This window comes from Actinoplanes sp. NPDC049598 (assembly GCF_040675435.1).
Classification (GTDB): Bacteria; Actinomycetota; Actinomycetes; order Mycobacteriales; family Micromonosporaceae; genus Actinoplanes.
In genome coordinates this window covers 204,362-218,695 of the sequence record NZ_JBFAOX010000001.1, presented here as the reverse complement: position 1 = coordinate 218,695, position 14,334 = coordinate 204,362, and the positions used below count along the sequence as shown (strand labels likewise).

15 protein-coding genes and 1 pseudogene are annotated in these 14,334 nt (G+C 70.4%); 8 read left to right on the top strand and 8 right to left on the bottom strand.

Going from position 1 to position 14,334, the window contains the following annotated elements; all coding sequences use genetic code 11:
• Positions 1 to 38 precede the first annotated feature (38 nt).
• Both AB0J66_RS01075 and AB0J66_RS01070 read left to right on the top strand, forming a co-directional pair.
• Positions 39 to 607, top strand: a pseudogene (locus AB0J66_RS01075) (IS5 family transposase); the annotation flags it as partial.
• 108 nt (positions 608 to 715) lie between these two features.
• Positions 716 to 2,230 carry a tetratricopeptide repeat protein gene (locus AB0J66_RS01070; RefSeq protein ID WP_364654591.1) on the top strand — a complete coding sequence of 505 codons (1,515 nt, stop codon included), beginning with the start codon at positions 716 to 718 and terminating at the stop codon, positions 2,228 to 2,230.
• Here the strand turns inward: AB0J66_RS01070 and AB0J66_RS01065 are convergent.
• Positions 2,214 to 2,534: a metalloregulator ArsR/SmtB family transcription factor gene (locus AB0J66_RS01065; RefSeq protein ID WP_364656019.1), complete on the bottom strand. Its 321-nt coding sequence runs from the start codon at positions 2,532 to 2,534 to the stop codon at positions 2,214 to 2,216. The two genes, AB0J66_RS01070 and AB0J66_RS01065, sit on opposite strands and share 17 nt — an antisense overlap.
• A gap of 155 nt (positions 2,535 to 2,689) precedes the next feature.
• On the opposite strand from AB0J66_RS01065, the gene AB0J66_RS01060 reads away from it, so the two are divergent.
• From AB0J66_RS01060 to AB0J66_RS01050, 3 genes are all read left to right on the top strand, one after another.
• Positions 2,690 to 3,061 carry a hypothetical protein gene (locus tag AB0J66_RS01060; RefSeq protein ID WP_364654590.1) on the top strand — a complete coding sequence of 124 codons (372 nt, stop codon included), beginning with the start codon at positions 2,690 to 2,692 and terminating at the stop codon, positions 3,059 to 3,061.
• A gap of 450 nt (positions 3,062 to 3,511) precedes the next feature.
• A complete protein-coding gene (locus AB0J66_RS01055; RefSeq protein ID WP_364654588.1) occupies positions 3,512 to 3,667 on the top strand; it encodes a hypothetical protein in 156 nt (51 codons plus the stop codon).
• Between the two features lie 67 nt (positions 3,668 to 3,734).
• The gene (locus tag AB0J66_RS01050) at positions 3,735 to 3,950 is read left to right on the top strand and encodes a hypothetical protein (protein ID WP_364654587.1); all 216 of its coding nucleotides are present in this window, start codon (positions 3,735 to 3,737) and stop codon (positions 3,948 to 3,950) included.
• 143 nt (positions 3,951 to 4,093) lie between these two features.
• On the opposite strand, the gene AB0J66_RS01045 is transcribed toward AB0J66_RS01050, so the two are convergent.
• The 6 genes from AB0J66_RS01045 to AB0J66_RS01020 all read right to left on the bottom strand — a co-directional run bounded on the left by AB0J66_RS01045 (position 4,094) and on the right by AB0J66_RS01020 (position 9,843).
• A complete protein-coding gene (locus tag AB0J66_RS01045) occupies positions 4,094 to 4,348 on the bottom strand; it encodes a hypothetical protein (RefSeq protein ID WP_364654584.1) in 255 nt (84 codons plus the stop codon).
• Positions 4,345 to 5,178, bottom strand: a complete 834-nt coding sequence (locus tag AB0J66_RS01040) for an ABC transporter permease (protein WP_364654583.1) — start codon at positions 5,176 to 5,178, stop codon at positions 4,345 to 4,347. Before AB0J66_RS01040 ends, AB0J66_RS01045 begins: the two co-directional genes overlap by 4 nt.
• Complete coding sequence (locus AB0J66_RS01035; RefSeq protein WP_364654581.1) at positions 5,175 to 6,143, bottom strand: ATP-binding cassette domain-containing protein; 969 nt, start codon at positions 6,141 to 6,143, stop codon at positions 5,175 to 5,177. The genes AB0J66_RS01040 and AB0J66_RS01035 overlap by 4 nt, the downstream gene beginning before the upstream one ends.
• Before the next feature lie 44 nt (positions 6,144 to 6,187).
• Entirely contained in the window at positions 6,188 to 6,982 is a 795-nt protein-coding gene (locus AB0J66_RS01030) for a universal stress protein (protein WP_364654579.1), read from the bottom strand.
• A gap of 87 nt (positions 6,983 to 7,069) precedes the next feature.
• Positions 7,070 to 7,279 (bottom strand): dodecin, encoded by a 210-nt coding sequence (locus AB0J66_RS01025; protein ID WP_364654578.1) that lies wholly within the window; start codon positions 7,277 to 7,279, stop codon positions 7,070 to 7,072.
• A 5-nt stretch (positions 7,280 to 7,284) separates the two neighbouring features.
• Entirely contained in the window at positions 7,285 to 9,843 is a 2,559-nt protein-coding gene (locus tag AB0J66_RS01020; protein ID WP_364654576.1) for a hypothetical protein, read from the bottom strand.
• 65 nt (positions 9,844 to 9,908) lie between these two features.
• On the opposite strand from AB0J66_RS01020, the gene AB0J66_RS01015 reads away from it, so the two are divergent.
• Positions 9,909 to 12,125, top strand: a complete 2,217-nt coding sequence (locus AB0J66_RS01015) for a molybdopterin oxidoreductase family protein (RefSeq protein ID WP_364654574.1) — start codon at positions 9,909 to 9,911, stop codon at positions 12,123 to 12,125.
• On the opposite strand, the gene AB0J66_RS01010 is transcribed toward AB0J66_RS01015, so the two are convergent.
• Positions 12,073 to 13,359, bottom strand: coding sequence for a hemolysin family protein (locus AB0J66_RS01010; RefSeq protein ID WP_364654573.1), 1,287 nt, complete (start codon positions 13,357 to 13,359; stop codon positions 12,073 to 12,075). The genes AB0J66_RS01015 and AB0J66_RS01010 overlap by 53 nt on opposite strands.
• 248 nt (positions 13,360 to 13,607) lie before the next feature.
• Here AB0J66_RS01010 and AB0J66_RS01005 point away from each other — a divergent pair, with 248 nt between their 5' ends.
• Positions 13,608 to 13,898 (top strand): hypothetical protein, encoded by a 291-nt coding sequence (locus AB0J66_RS01005; protein WP_364654571.1) that lies wholly within the window; start codon positions 13,608 to 13,610, stop codon positions 13,896 to 13,898.
• 39 nt (positions 13,899 to 13,937) lie between these two features.
• The gene (locus AB0J66_RS01000; protein WP_364654569.1) at positions 13,938 to 14,324 is read left to right on the top strand and encodes a hypothetical protein; all 387 of its coding nucleotides are present in this window, start codon (positions 13,938 to 13,940) and stop codon (positions 14,322 to 14,324) included.
• Positions 14,325 to 14,334: the final 10 nt, after the last annotated feature.

Here is a 14,334-nt window from a genome sequence, read left to right as displayed (position 1 = left end):
TGACCGTGGATGATGTACGGCGTGATCCGCCGGTATGAGTGACCGATTCTGAAGGGGACTCGCTGTCGCGGTACCTGCCGTCAACGGTGACCGGTGGTCGTCCGTGTGACGACGACCGCCGGGTCCTCAACGGCATGGTCTGGAAGATCCGCTCCGGCGCTTTCTGGCGTGATGTGCCTGACCGCTACGGCCAACGGGAATCGATCTACACCCGTTTCCGCAGGTGGGCCCTGGACGGCACGTTCACCCGCATGCTCGCCGGCGCGCAGGCGGACGCCGACGCGGCAGGCGACATCGGCTGGCTGGGTCTCGGTCGATTCCAGCATCGTGCGTGCCCATCAACATGCCGCGCGGGCGCTGAAAAGGGCTCCCCGAAACGGATAAATGGGATTACGCCATTGGACGATCCGGGGGCGGGCTGGCCACGAAGATCCATGCCGCCTGCGACAGCGCGGGCCGGGTTCTGGCGTTCGCGCTGACCGGCGGCAACGTCAACGACTGCACCCAGGTTGAGCAGGTCATGGACGCCATCAGCGTGCAGCGGCGTGGTCCGGGACGGGCGCGAACCCGTCCGGACCACGTCATCGTCGACAAGGGCTACAGCACCCGAGACCCTCGCCTCATTCACGGCCACCGTCACCATCGCCGCCTTGCTCCAGTGGCTATGACCCTTTGACGACACGCTCTAGCGCAAGGCCGGCGGTACGGCTTCGGGGTGGCGCGCGTCGCGCGGGGCAGGCAGCATGGCGGGGTGTTCGAGATCAACATGCTGCCGCAGGCTCGTCGGCAAGCCCGGGAACTGGTCGCCGCGGGCGAGGCGAACGAGGCGCGGGAGCTGCTCGAACGCGCTGTTGAGGGCAACCGGGCGGCGCTGGCCGGCGGCGAGCCGGAGCTTATCGCCGCGATGCGGGAGCTGGCCGGCCTGCATGCCGAGGCCGGGGACCCGATGGCGGCGCGGCGGCTCCTCGAGGAGGCCCAGGCGGCGGGCCATCGGCTGGTCGCGTCGGATCCGCTGGCCGTCATGCTGGCTTACGACCTGGCCGTGGTAGCCGACGAACTCGGAAACCGGCACGTCGCCCGAACCAACTTCGCCCGGGTCGCCGAACACGGAGCGGCGCCCCTCGGTGCCGACCATTGGGTGGTCGCCCACGCCCGCGCCTATGTGAACGCCGACGCCGGCCAGGCTGGATCGAATCCGGGCGCCGGCAACGCCGGTCCGGAGGGCGGAGTCACCAGCCAGAAACCCGGACCCCTGATCGGCATTCCGGATGCGCCGCCGACGTCGGCCGCTCCGGCAGCATCGGCCCCCTCCGAGCCGGCGACGTCACTGCCGATGTCGCATTCGATCGGTTCGCTCACCAACGGGCACGACGTGGACGGGCAAACCGCCGGCCAGACCCCGCCGACCACGAACCCGCGACCTGCATCCGAGCACGCCCCGAGCCGGCCGGCCGCCATCCAGCACCGCACGCTGGAACGCGGCGGGCAAGGGGACGGTGCCGACGGGCGTGACACGAGCAGGAAGTCGTGGATCATCGCGGGGGCGGGGATCCTGGTCGGGGCGGTGATCGCGGCGACCGCGATCCTCACGCGGCCCAGCGGCACGGAGGAGTCGGCCGCGCCGGTGGCGTCGGTGCCCGCGCAGGCTGGGCAGCAAGGGCAGACACGGACACGAACGAGCACCGCACCGTCCGCCGGTGCCACTGCGGCGGCACCGACGGCGACGGCCGCGACGCCACCGACCAAGGGGGCGGCTCCGAGCAAAGCGACGGCTCCGACCCAGAGGGCGGCTCCGACCCAAGCGGCGGCTCCGGCCAAAGCGCCGGCGAAGGCCGTGGTGACGCGGATCGTCAGTCCGGCGAACGGGAGCAAGGTGCCGTATCCGTTCGACGCGCGGTTCACGATGTCGGCCGCGGATGTGCGTTCGGACAGCACCGTGGTGGCCGTTCTGGTCTGTGTGAACGGGCGGTGCTATCTCGACGGCAAGGTGGACATCGTCGAGAGGGTCGCCGCGCCGTACACGATCTATCTCGGTTCGACCAAGCCGGAAGGGACCGGTGTGGCCTGGAGTCTGCGGCTCGACCGGCTCTCGACCGCGGCCTACAACGCGCTGCTGGCCGAGCGGGAGGCGCGCTGGACCGACGGGTCCTGGGGTGACAAGGGCACCACCATGAGCAAGCTCAACCCGGCCCCGGTCAGCACCGTGTCGGTGATCAAGACAGGAGCTTGAGGAGTTCCTCGCGGTCGGTCAGCACCTCGCGGAGGATACGGCGGCCCGCGGCCAGCAGATCGGCCACCGCGGGGGTGCTCAAGGCGTACATCACCAGGCCTTTGTCCCTGAAGGTGACCACGATGCCGGCCCGGCGCAGGACGGCCAGCTGCTGGGAGAGGCCGGGGGCCTCGACGTCGATCTCGGCCAGCAGGTCGCGGACGGGGCGCGGGCCGTTCTGCAGCAGCTCGAGCACGCGGATGCGGACCGGGTGCCCGAGCACGCGGAACATCTCGGCCTTGGCCTGATAGAGCGGGACGGACAACGCGAACTCCACAATTGCACAAAACTGCAACTTGTCTGGCGTACGAAATGAGCTTCGTCTCACAGCGCGCGGGCGACCGGACAGAGTGTGCGATCGGTCATCGAAAAAGTCGGACATCCTCGGGTCAGGCGACGACACTGTGGAGGGTCTGACACATGGCGGAGATGGACGTGGCGCTCAAGGACGCGCTGCAGGTCGGCGGGGCGATGGCGGCGGCCGTCGTCGACACGGACAGCGGGATGGCCCTGGGCGTCGCCGGTGGAAGCCGGGAGCTCGACGTGACCGTGGCCGCCGCGGCCAACACCGAGGTGTTGCGGGCCAAGCTGCGCACGATGGACATGCTGGGCATCCGCGAGCGCATCGAGGACATCCTGGTCACGCTGGACTCGCAATATCACCTGATGCGGCCGGTGACCGGGCGCAACGGGAAGGGCCTGTTCATCTATCTGGTGCTGCGGCGGGACAACGCCAACCTGGCGATGGCCCGCCACAAACTCCGGATCATCGAGCAGACGCTCGAGCTCTGAGGAGCGCCACATCCTCCGGGTAGGCGGTGCCGAGCTCGGAGAACACGTCCACGTCCGCGCGTCCTCGATACCGTCGAAGGAGTAGAAGCGCGAGCTTCCAGCCGAATGGGCCGGTCACCGTGACCGAGCCGGTCCCGTTCAGCCGCAGGTTCCGGCGTTGCGGACGAGCGCACGCCGGTGTCCCCCGGGCCGCTGCGCGGGCGCCGGGGTCACCGCGAGAAGAAGAACCGTGGCCAGCACGCCTCGGACGATCATGTTGCTCCTTACGATGGACCCAGCCGGCCGGGGATAATTTCGGTATCCCCGGCCGGTCTCAGGCGGCTGGTACCCAGACCCTGAACTGGCGCGGCCGGGCTGCCCGGCGTTACCGCATTCCGCACACCGGCGGCCGCCTGCAGGTTGCTCGCGGCGACGGCCGCGGTCGGCGTCCAGCCGAGGTTGTTGCCCGGGATGGCCCCGCCGGCCGCCGGCCGGGGCCGCGCCGAGGGCCCACCGGCCGAGATCTTCACCGAGGACCTGCTGACCGACGTCTACCAGCACGAGGTCGAGGTCCTCCCCCACCCGCGCACCGAAACCCCGCTGATCCTGCCCCGCCGCCCCACCTAGTTGCGCTGTCCAGGGAACATCTTCACCCGGACGCGCGGAAGGCGTACCTTGGCTCCAAGGAGTGGCAATGGAGCTGCGAACCCGCCTTCTCATGTACGAGTGTGAATTCCTGCTGCGCCGCGCCAACCGCAAGCGCCGCCGGCAACTGGCGGCCGAGCTCGCCACCTACACAGGCCACGCCGAGCTGAACGACTTGCACGCCCTCCTGGACAACTACCCGGACGGCCAGACCCACGAGATCCGCCAGATCCTCTGGCAACAGTCGCTCCGCCGCGCCCGCTGAGCAGCCGCCGCCCGCTTCACACCCGGCGGCCGCCCCCGCCAGGCCAACCGCTGACCTGCCGCCTCCCCGACGAGCCCGGGCGTACCCTCGACGATCGCGTTGAAGTCCCTGGCCGCCCCCTACGGTGCGGGCCTTCGTCGTATCTATGCCCGTGGCCCGGCCACGCCGGCCAGCGCGAGTAGGACCAGGATGACGCCGCCGACCATGACCAAGATCGACAGCTGGCCGGGGATCGTGCCCCACCAGGTGCGCGGTGGGGCGGGCGGCTCCGAGAGCGGGAGGCGAGACCGGCGGGGCTCGGCGTACGGCCTCCGCCGAGGCTCCGGCTCTCGGTCGGGCTGGATGTCGAACATGGGTTCCCACAGCTCGAAGGTGCTGGGCGCGAACCGATCTCTCACTTGCGGTTGTAGAGGCGCATGGTTATGGCTCCGAAGATGAGGACCAGCAGGGCGCTGGCGGCGAAGGTCCACATGATCTCGGGCATGTCGGGGTTGCCGGCCATGATGGAGCGGATGGCGGTTACCAGGTGGCTGATGGGGTTGATTTTGACGAAGGCCTGTAGCCAGCCGGGCATGGTGCTGGGTTCGACGAAGACGTTGCTGAGGAAGGTCAGGGGGAACAGGACCAGCATGCTGACGCCCATGACGGATTTCTCGGAGCGCAGGAACAAGCCGAACATGGTCCAGATCCAGGAGAAGGCGAACGAGAAGACGACCAGCAGGCCGATACCGCCCAGCACGCCCATCACGCCGCCGGCGGGGCGGAAGCCGAGGATCAGTCCGACGACCATGATGGTGGTGGCGGCCAGGATGTAGCGCAGGACGTCGCCGAAGATCATGCCGACCAGGGCGGCCGGGCGCCAGACGGGCAGGGTGCGGAAGCGGTCGAAGACGCCCTTCTCGATGTCGGTGTTGAGGCCGACGCCGGTGTACATGGTGATCATGACGACGCTGGTGACCATGATGCCGGGGAGGAAGAACTGCAGGTATTCGCTGGTCGAGCCGGCCAGGGCGCCGCCGAACAGGTAGGTGAACATCAGCGTCATGATGATCGGGAACGCGGTGACGTCGAAGAGCTGCTCGGGGACGTGCTTGATCTTCAGGACGGCCCGCCAGCCGAAGGTCAGCGAGGCCGACAGGGCGCTGGGGCGCGGCGGCGCGGCACTGCGGGACAGCACGGCGCTGAAGGTGTCGGCCGAGGGCGTGTAGGTGGGCGAGGTGGTGGTCATGCCGACACCGCCTGAGAGGTCGAAGCGGTCAGGGCCAGGAAGACCTCGTCGAGACTGGGCTGGCCCAGCGAGAAGTCGTCCACGACGATCCCGGCCTCGGCCAGGCGGGCCAGCGCCCGCGACGCCTGGGCGGCGGCCCCCTGCGAAGAGCCGTCGGCGCGGGCCGTCAGAGCGACCGGATCGGCTGACAGCTGCACGGCGGTCCCGAGCTCCTCGGCCAGCACGCGCTCGGCGGCCGGGCGCTGGGCGGCGTCACGCAGGCGGACGTGGACGGTGCCGGCGCCGATCGACGACTTGAGCTCGCCCGGCGTGCCCTCCGCGATCACCCGGCCGTGGTCGATCACCGCGATCCGCCCGGCCAGTTGATCCGCCTCGTCGAGGTACTGCGTGGTCAGCAGGACGGTCGTGCCGTTGGCGACCACGATGCGCACGATGTCCCACACCTGGTTGCGGCTGCGCGGGTCGAGCCCGGTCGTCGGCTCGTCCAGGAACAACAGGTCGGGCGTGTTGAGGATGCTGGCGGCGATGTCGATGCGCCGCCGCATGCCGCCCGAGTATTTCTTGATCTGCCGGTCGGCCGCGTCGCTGAGCCCGAACGCGGCCAGCAGCTGGGCCGCCCGGTCGCGGGCCGCGGCCCGGCCGTGCCCGAGCAGGCGGGCGAGCAGCACGAGGTTCTCCGTGCCGGTCAGGTCCTCGTCGACCGACGCGTACTGCCCGGTGAGGCTGACCCGGCTGCGGACCTCGTCGGCCGCCTTGACCACGTCGTGGCCGAAGACGCGGGCCGTGCCGCCGTCGGGACGCAGCAGCGTCGCGAGCATCCGGACCACTGTGGTCTTGCCTGCTCCGTTCGGCCCGAGAAGGCCGTAGACCGTGCCCGAGGGCACGGTCAGGTCGACGCCGTCGACCGCGCGGTTGTCGCCGAAGGTCTTCACCAGACCCGTGGTTTCGATCGCGGGTGAATTCATGTGGGGAATCGTCCCGCACGGGTATGACATTTTCCTGGACGGCGTCACCCTCGCGCGATCAATACCGGGCATTCAGCTCGCTGCAGCAGCCGGATGCCGACCGGGCCGAGCAGCGCGCCCTGTTGCCGGGCCCCGGCCACGACCAGTTGCGCTTCCCGGCTGCGCTGCACGAGCACCTTGTCGGCGTGCCCGCCCACCACCTCGCGGGTGGCCCGCACCCGCGGGTACTTCTCCCGCCAGGGGTCGAGCTGGAGATCGATCTCGGCCCCGAGGGTTTCCTCGGCGTCCGGGGTGACCCGCGGGCTGCCGTTCTCGTGGGCGGTGACCGCGACCAGCGGCGCGTCGCGCAGGGCGGCCTCCTCGAAACCACGCCCGATGATCGTGCCCGCGTCCGGGTCGTCGTTGACGCCGACGATCACCGGGCCGTTGTCCGGGGAGCCGCCGCGCACCACGACCACGCAGCAGCGGGCCTGGGTGGCGACCTGGCTGCACACCGATCCGTGGGCCTGGCCGAAGAAGTTGCGCCCGCCGTGGCTGCCGAGGACCACGAGCGCCGCGTCCTCGGCCGCGTGCAGCAGCACCGGCACCGCGTATCCGGGCAGCGCGACGCCGCGTACCACCAGGCCCGGTGCGATCGCACGGGCCTGTTGCACCGCGGTGTGGATCTCCGCCGGCGTGTCGCCGGCGCGGGCGTCGAAGGCGAAGGAATCGGTGCGGTGGCGGGCGATCAGCACCCGAAGCTCGGCCTGTCTCATCCGGGCCTCCGTGGCGGCCCACCGCACCGCCGCGCTGGAACCGGCCGATCCGTCGATGCCGACGACTACCTTCGTCCTGACCATGGCCGCGCCTCCTCGAACGCCACTTCTCAGAGTCGCCCCGCGGGCCGCGGGTTATCAAGGCCATGGCCAGGTGAATCAAAAAGGAAATCAGTCCTCGACCCGGAAGCCGATCTTCAGGCGGACCTGGAAGTGGGCGACGTCGCCGTCCACCACCTGGCCGCGGATCTCCTGGGTCTCGAACCACTCGATGTTGCGCACGGTCTGCGCCGCCTTCTGGACCGCGGTGCGGATCGCGTCGTCGATGCTCGTCGGGCTGCTGCCGACGACCTCGCTGAGCCGGTACACGTGATTGGTCATGACGGTCAGCTTCCGCTCACGGTTCCGGTCAGCACAAGGTCGGGCGTCACCTCCAGCACGACCGATTCGTCGGGCTCGGTGAGCGTGTCGACGATCGTCGGCACGACCAGCGAGCCGGTGGACGTGCCCGGTTCGAAGACGGCGTAGGGCAGCGCCGCGGTGGCGGACAGCGGCCGTGACGGCTCCGGGTCCTCCCAGGCCACGTCGGTGAACCAGACGGGGTCGACGTCGGTGCTGGACAGTTCGGCCCCGGTGGCCGGCGGGACCGGCTGGGCCCCGACGAAGTACGGCGTCTCGACCGGCCCGGAGAGCTGCAGATCCCAGGCCAGCGCCGTGCCCTCGGGTTCGCGGTCGGTCCGTACGGCCGCGCTGACCTGCGGCTCGGGATCGTCGTTGGTGACCGTGATCCCGCCGATGTAGTCGCGGATCTGGAAGTTCCGCTCGGCCTTGGCCAGCAGGTACTCGCCTTCCCCGTCGCCGTAGGCCGTGTCGCCGGTGACCTTCAGCGGCACGCTGGTCGAGCGGTTCACCGTCACCAGCCAGGTCCGCTCGACCTCGTACGTCACCGCGTCGACCAGGAAGAACCGCACCTGCCCGCTCCCGCGCCCGTCGACGGTCACCGGCACCTGGTACGTCCTGGTCCCGGAGTCGCCTTCGGCGACGGTCAGATTGCCGATGTCGAGGTGCGGCAGGTTCGCCGGTCCGGGCGGCGGGGTCCCTCGGCCGTACGCCCACGCGTCGAGCACGAACGCCTGGCCGGACCCGGTCCGGGGCGTGAACTCGAGCGCCGCCACCGTCAGCCGCGGAATGCGCAACCGGACCTCCTGCCCCCAGTAGGAGGTGGTCAGTTCCGTGCCGGGCAGACCGTCAAGCCGTACGTCACCGAGCGCCACCCGGCGCCCGCCGGCCGCCACGGCCGTGACCCCGAACGTCGTGCCGGCCGAGTTGGGCGGAACGATCACGCGAAGGGCGAGGGTGCCGCTGTCGACCCGCACCGGACTCGGCAGGACGGCCTTCTGCGGCTTGCCGGCCGAGGTCCACCGCAGATCGGCCGCCCACCGGCCCGGCTCGGGGATGATCGGGCCGAAGGTTGTGAAGTGCCCGATCCGCGAGTCGATGTCCTCCGGGTCGAGGCACGAGCGCGCGGCCACATCTGTGACCTGCTCACAGATCCGCACACCCTTGACCTTGGGCGTGGGGATGAGCACCGGGCTCCGCCGGCCGCCGAGCGCGTGGCTCAGCACCCGGGCCGGATCGGCCGAGGGGGCGCGCACGCCGGTCCCGTCGAGCAACGGCAGCACCCGGTCGTCGTCCTGCACGAACAGGCGGGCCGCGGCCGCGATGTAGGTCGCCCCGGCCGTCTGCTGCTGGGCCGCGGTCAGCCGGGTCGGCGTGCCCGGCGAGCAGACCGGATCCGTCTCGTCGCCGCTGTAGAAGTCGTCCGAGGCGGGCGCGACCGCCTGGCCCGGCGTCCATTCGGTGTTGAAGAAGTTGTGGTTGGCGCCGACGAAGTACAGCGAGCTGTGCAGCGCCTTGCCCCGGCTCACGCCGCGGGTCTCGTCGATGTACATCTGGCCCTGCAGGTCGAAGACGTCGCCGTCGCAGCCGGGCAGGATCGTCGCCGACGGCACGTCCGGCACCGGGTTGTGCCCGAACAGGGTCGGCCCGATCAGCAGCAGCCCGCGGATGGTCCACCGCGGATCGGCCACCATCGCGGCCCGGCTCACGCCCTCACCGCCCCGCGAGTGCCCGACCAGGTACGTCTTGGACAGATCGACCTGCGGCTTGGACGCCCAGTAGGCCAGGTGGTGAGCGACGAGAGCGGCCCGGGCCGCCGCGCCGCCGTCCTCGCTGACCCAGTCCTGGCCGTTGATCCCGTTGGCCGAGATCGACACGGTCACGTAGCCCTGCGAGGCGAGCAGTTGCTGCGCCTGAAGGTAGCCGCGGTAGCTGGGGATCGGCAGCGTCCCCTCCGGGCACGGCCATTCCTGCGGCACGTCCTCGTCGTCGCCCTGGTAGCAGACCGAGTGGCGGCCGTGCAGGAAGAGCGCGAGCGGCCGTTTCCCGCCGGCGTTGGTCGGGGCGACGACGACGGCCTTCATCTCGACCGGCGCCTCATATTCGAGCTTCACCGGGTCCAATTCGTATTCCGACGTGGCCGTCTTGTAGGGCCCCGGCCGGCCCGGATCCACACCCGCCGCGGCCTGAGCCGCCGGCTTGGCCGGAATGGTCTTCGAAAGGGCTCGCGGCGGGTCGGCGTCGAGGCGCCGGCCCGCGGCCCGGACCGAAAGGTCTTCCAGGGATTCGGGGGCGCCCGAGAGCGTGAACGTGCGCCCGTCCGGATGCGGTTTCGCCGTGCCGAGTCGTTTGTTACCGGACCAGAATTCGACCGCCGCGTCGCCCATCGGCACCCGCTTGTCGGCCTTCCAGGTGAGCCGCCCGTCCACCACGGACCATCCACCGTTCGAGTCGGCCGCCGCCGGTGAAGGCGCGGCGATCGCGCTCCCGGCCACGCCGACGACCAGTGTCACGGCGACCGCCGCCGCCGTCAGTAGTCTTCGCATGCAAGCCTGTCTATCTCACAGCCGCAACCAGCTCGAAGATCGTCGAAGCATGGCACCATGACACGATGGCTGAGGCGACCACGCGCACGGCGTACCGGACCTGTCCGCTCTGCGAGGCCGCCTGCGGCCTGGAGCTCACCATCGCCGGCGAGCGGGTGGTGGCGGCCCGCGGCGACCGCGACCACGTGTTCAGTCACGGCTTCGTCTGCCCCAAGGGGGCCACGTTCGGCGCGCTCAGCGACGACCCGGATCGCCTGCGCCGTCCGCTGGTGCGCCGCGACGGCGAGCACGTCGAGGTGAGCTGGGAGGAGGCCTTCGAGGCGGTACGCGACGGCTTGCGGCCGGTCCTCGAGGCGTACGGCCCCGATGCCGTTGCCCTTTACCTCGGTAATCCGAATGTGCACACGATGGCCGGCGGGCTCTATGTGACCCCGTTGGTCAAGGCGCTCGGCTCCAGGAACACGTTCTCGGCGAGCACGGTCGACCAGATGCCCAAACACGTGGCCTGCGGCTATCTTTACGGCAATCCGCTGGCCATTCCGGTGCCCGACGTCGACCGGACCGATCTGATGCTCATCCTGGGCGCCAATCCGTGGGAGTCCAACGGCAGCCTGGCCACCGCGGCCGATTTCCCGGGCCGGCTCAAGGCCGTTCAGCAGCGCGGCGGGCGTTTCATCGTGGTCGATCCGCGCCGCACCCGGACGGCCGAGAACGCCGACGAGCATTTGTTCATCCGGCCCGGCACGGATGCCTATCTGCTGTTCGGCATCGTGCACACGCTTTTCGCCGAGGAGCTCACTCAGGCCGGGCCGCACGTCACAGGCGTCGAGGCCGTACGCGATCTGGCGCGCGACTTCCCGCCATCGGTGGCCGCGGCCGCGTGCGGCATCCCGGCCGAGCGGATCGAAGCCCTGGCCCGGGAGCTGGCGGCCGCGCCCAGCGCCGCTGTCTACGGGCGGATCGGCACCTGCACGGTCGAGTTCGGCACGCTGACCAGCTGGCTCATCGACGTGGTGAACGTGCTGACCGGAAATCTCGACAAGCCGGGCGGCGTGATGTTCCCGCTGGCCGCGCACACCCGCCCGAACGCGAGACCCGGCGGCAAGGGTTTCACGACCGGGCGCTGGCACAGCCGCGTCCGCGGGCTGCCCGAGGTCAAGGGCGAGCTGCCGGTGGCCGTGCTGGCCGACGAGATCGAGACGCCGGGCGACGGGCAGGTCCGCGCGTTCGTCACCATCGCCGGCAACCCGGTGCTGTCCACCCCGAACAGCGGGCGGCTCGACCGGGCCCTGGCCGGGCTCGACTTCATGGTCAGCGTCGACCCGTACCTCAACGAGACGACCCGGCACGCCGATGTGATCCTGCCGCCCACCGACGCCACCCGGAAGGGGCACTACGACTTCTCGTTCCTGGCCCTGGCCGTACGCAACTTCGCCGCCTACTCCCCGCCCGCGGTGCCGGCCGATCCGGGGGCGCTCGACGAGTGCGACATCCTGGCCCGCCTCACGATGATCATCTCGGCGCGCACCACCGGCGACGTGCACGAGGAGATGCTCACGCGCCTGCTGGAAAGGGCCGCCGGCCCGCTCGGGCGGCCGGTGGAGGATCTCCGCGGTTTGGTCACCGGTGATCATCCGGCCGAGCGGCTCCTCGACGTGGCCGTGCGCACCGGCGCCTACGGTGACCTGTTCGGCGTACGGCCGGAGGGGTTGACCTTGAAGAAGTTGATCGCCAGCCCGCACGGCATCGACCTCGGGCCGCTGCAGCCGCGGCTCCCGGAGGTGTTGCGGACGCCGAGCGGGACGGTCGAGCTGTGCCCGGCACCTCTCGCCGCCGAAAGCGCGCGTCTGCACGCGGCATTGTCCCGGCAGCGCGAAGATCTCGTGCTGGTCGGGCGCCGGCATCTGCGGTCGAACAACAGCTGGATGCACAACGTGCCGGCTCTGGTGAAGGGCCGCGACCGGTGCACGCTGCAGGTCAACCCGGTCGACGCCGCTCGGCTGGGTCTGGCGCCGGGCGACGAGGCTCAGGTGACCTCACGCGTCGGGGTGGTGTGCGCGACGGTCGAGATCACCGAGGCGGTCATGCCGGGCGTGGTGAGTCTGCCGCACGGGTGGGGTCACGGCGTACCGGGCACGCGCATGCAGGTGGCGGCGTCCCATCCGGGTGTCAACTCCAACGTGCTCACCGACGAGCTCGTCGTCGACCCCTTGTCGGGAAACAGCGTTCTCAACGGGATTCCTGTGGAGCTGAAGCCGGTCGCCGCCAGCGGATCTCGGTGATCGCGCGGCCGCTGACCTTGGTGATCTCGGCCGTGGCCCCGTCGATCTCGACCGTCTCGCCCGGCGCGGTCGGGATGTGACCCAGCTTGGCCAGCACGAGCCCGGCCACGGTCGTGTAGTCGGCGTCCTCGAGCCGCTCGATGTCGATGCCGACGTCGGGCAGGTCGTGGATCGGGAACTGGCCCGGCATCAGCAGCGCGCCGTCGCTCTCCCGGACGACGGACTGCACGTCCCGGTCGGTCTCGTCGTAGATCTCGCCCACGACCTCCTCGACCAGATCCTCCATCGTGATGATGCCGTCGATCGCGCCCCGCTCGTCGACCACCATGGCCAGCTGCTGGCGCTGCCCGCGCAGCTGCAGCATCGCGTCGGAGACCTTCAGGCTTTCCGGCAGGAAGATCGCGTCGAACATGTGGTCGCGCACCGGCCCGTGCGCGTCGATCAGGTCGCGCAGGTGGGTCACGCCGAGCACGTCGTCCAGCCCCATCGGCCCGGTCACCGGCGCGCGGGAGTGCCCGCCGGCCACCAGCTTGGCCAGCGCGTCGTGCGCGTCCAGGTCGGCCGGGATCACCAGCACGTCCCGGCGCGGCACGAGAATCTCGCGCAGCACCCGGTCGGCGATCTCGAACGCGCCGCTGATGATGGTGCGCTGCTCGGGCGTGAACTCCTGCTGCTGGGTCACCAGATCACGGATCTCCTCGGTGGTGACCTCCTCCCGGGTCGCGTTCGGGTCGACGCCGGTCAGCCGCACGAGCAGATCGGTCGACTTGCCCAGCAGCCAGTTGACCGGCCGGGCCAGCGTCGAGAGAAAGTCGAGCGGCCGCGCCACCATGAGCGCCCACCCCTCGGCCCGCTGCATGGCGATCCGTTTGGGAGCGAGCTCGCCCACCACCAGCGTGAAGAAGGTCAGCACGATGGTGACCAGCACGATCGACACCGGCTCGGCGGCGCTGCCCAGGAACGACAGCGGCCCGGTCAGCGGTTTGGCCAGCGAGACCGCGGCCGACGCCGACGCGAGAAAGCCGGCCAGCGTGATGCCGATCTGGATCGTGGCCAGGAAGCGGTTCGGATCCCGCGCCAGCTTGGCCAGGGTCGCCCCGGTCCGCGACTTGCGCTCCAGCCGCTGCAGCTGGCTGTCCCGCAGCGAGATCAGCGCCATCTCGCTGCCGGAGAAGGCCGCGTTGAGCAGCACCAGGAACACGACCAGAACGATCTGCCACCCGTAGCTGCCCACGGCCGATCCAATCCCTCAAGAGGCGGGCCGGTGGATGTCCGGCTCGAGGTGGATCACCTCGGCCTCAGTCTTTCAGGAGTTCCTTCTCCGTGCTCCGCGGACTCGGCACGCTCTCCTGTGGCAGGCGTCTCTCCAGTTCACTGCTGAGCAGCTGGAGGCGGGTGAGCTGCTGGGAGCCTTGTCGCCCCAGTTCTCCTCGTGAGCCTCCTGCAGCGCGGTCAGCCGTCACCTCGCGGCCGGCCTGCAACGTGTCGGCGATCCCGTCCAGCGACAGCAGCAGGAACAACGTCAGCATCGCCTGCCCCATCGTCCGCCTCCCCCACCTCCGCCGCGTCGAGTTCATCGGCACCCCCACCCCGGCCGGGCTGAAGGCCCTGGCCGCCCTCCCCCACCTGACCCACCTCACAGCCCACGACCTCCAATCCGTCGACGGCCTCCTGACCCTCCCGGCCCTGAGCCACCTGACCATGATCGACGCCCGCCCCGACGCCATCGGCGCCGCCCGAACCGCCACCCATTTGCAGGTCACCATCCGCTGACCTCGCGGTCGGACACCCGTCCCGTGGGATGCTGGCCGGGTGAACTTCCGGTCGCGGGCCCTCGAACGGTTCGACACGGTGAGCTGGCCGCGGATCAGCGAGCGGGTGGCGGAGTACACCGCCGCCCACTACCCGGCGATGGCCGATCTGGTCGAGGCCGTCAGGGCGGGCGCAGCGGACCGGCTGGCCGGTCTGACGTCGATGCACGACCTGGGTGTGACGACGACACCGGTGCCGGCCGGCGGGCAGATCGACGTGATCTGGGTCCGCCCGCAGCCGTTCGGGGCCTCCGGCGTGGCCGACGTTCTGATCGAACACTGGGCCGCCAGCGGCTGGGATGAACGCGTCGTGCGGCCCGGGGACCAGACTGTCCCCTTGTTCTGGCGCTTCGCCCGCGAGAAGTGGGGCATCGAGCCCTCGCGGTAACGGATCCCAG

Bases quoted from the DNA above. Each gene is read 5' to 3' on its own strand.
- AB0J66_RS01035 (WP_364654581.1), bottom strand. From the start codon at position 6,143: ATGAATTCACCCGCGATCGAAACCACGGGTCTGGTGAAGACCTTCGGC.
- AB0J66_RS01055 (WP_364654588.1), top strand. From the start codon at position 3,512: ATGGCCCCGCCGGCCGCCGGCCGGGGCCGCGCCGAGGGCCCACCGGCC.
- AB0J66_RS01040 (WP_364654583.1), bottom strand. From the start codon at position 5,178: ATGACCACCACCTCGCCCACCTACACGCCCTCGGCCGACACCTTCAGC.
- AB0J66_RS01050 (WP_364654587.1), top strand. From the start codon at position 3,735: ATGGAGCTGCGAACCCGCCTTCTCATGTACGAGTGTGAATTCCTGCTG.
- AB0J66_RS01060 (WP_364654590.1), top strand. From the start codon at position 2,690: ATGGCGGAGATGGACGTGGCGCTCAAGGACGCGCTGCAGGTCGGCGGG.
- AB0J66_RS01025 (WP_364654578.1), bottom strand. From the start codon at position 7,279: ATGACCAATCACGTGTACCGGCTCAGCGAGGTCGTCGGCAGCAGCCCG.
- AB0J66_RS01030 (WP_364654579.1), bottom strand. From the start codon at position 6,982: ATGGTCAGGACGAAGGTAGTCGTCGGCATCGACGGATCGGCCGGTTCC.
- AB0J66_RS01020 (WP_364654576.1), bottom strand. From the start codon at position 9,843: ATGCGAAGACTACTGACGGCGGCGGCGGTCGCCGTGACACTGGTCGTC.
- AB0J66_RS01015 (WP_364654574.1), top strand. From the start codon at position 9,909: ATGGCTGAGGCGACCACGCGCACGGCGTACCGGACCTGTCCGCTCTGC.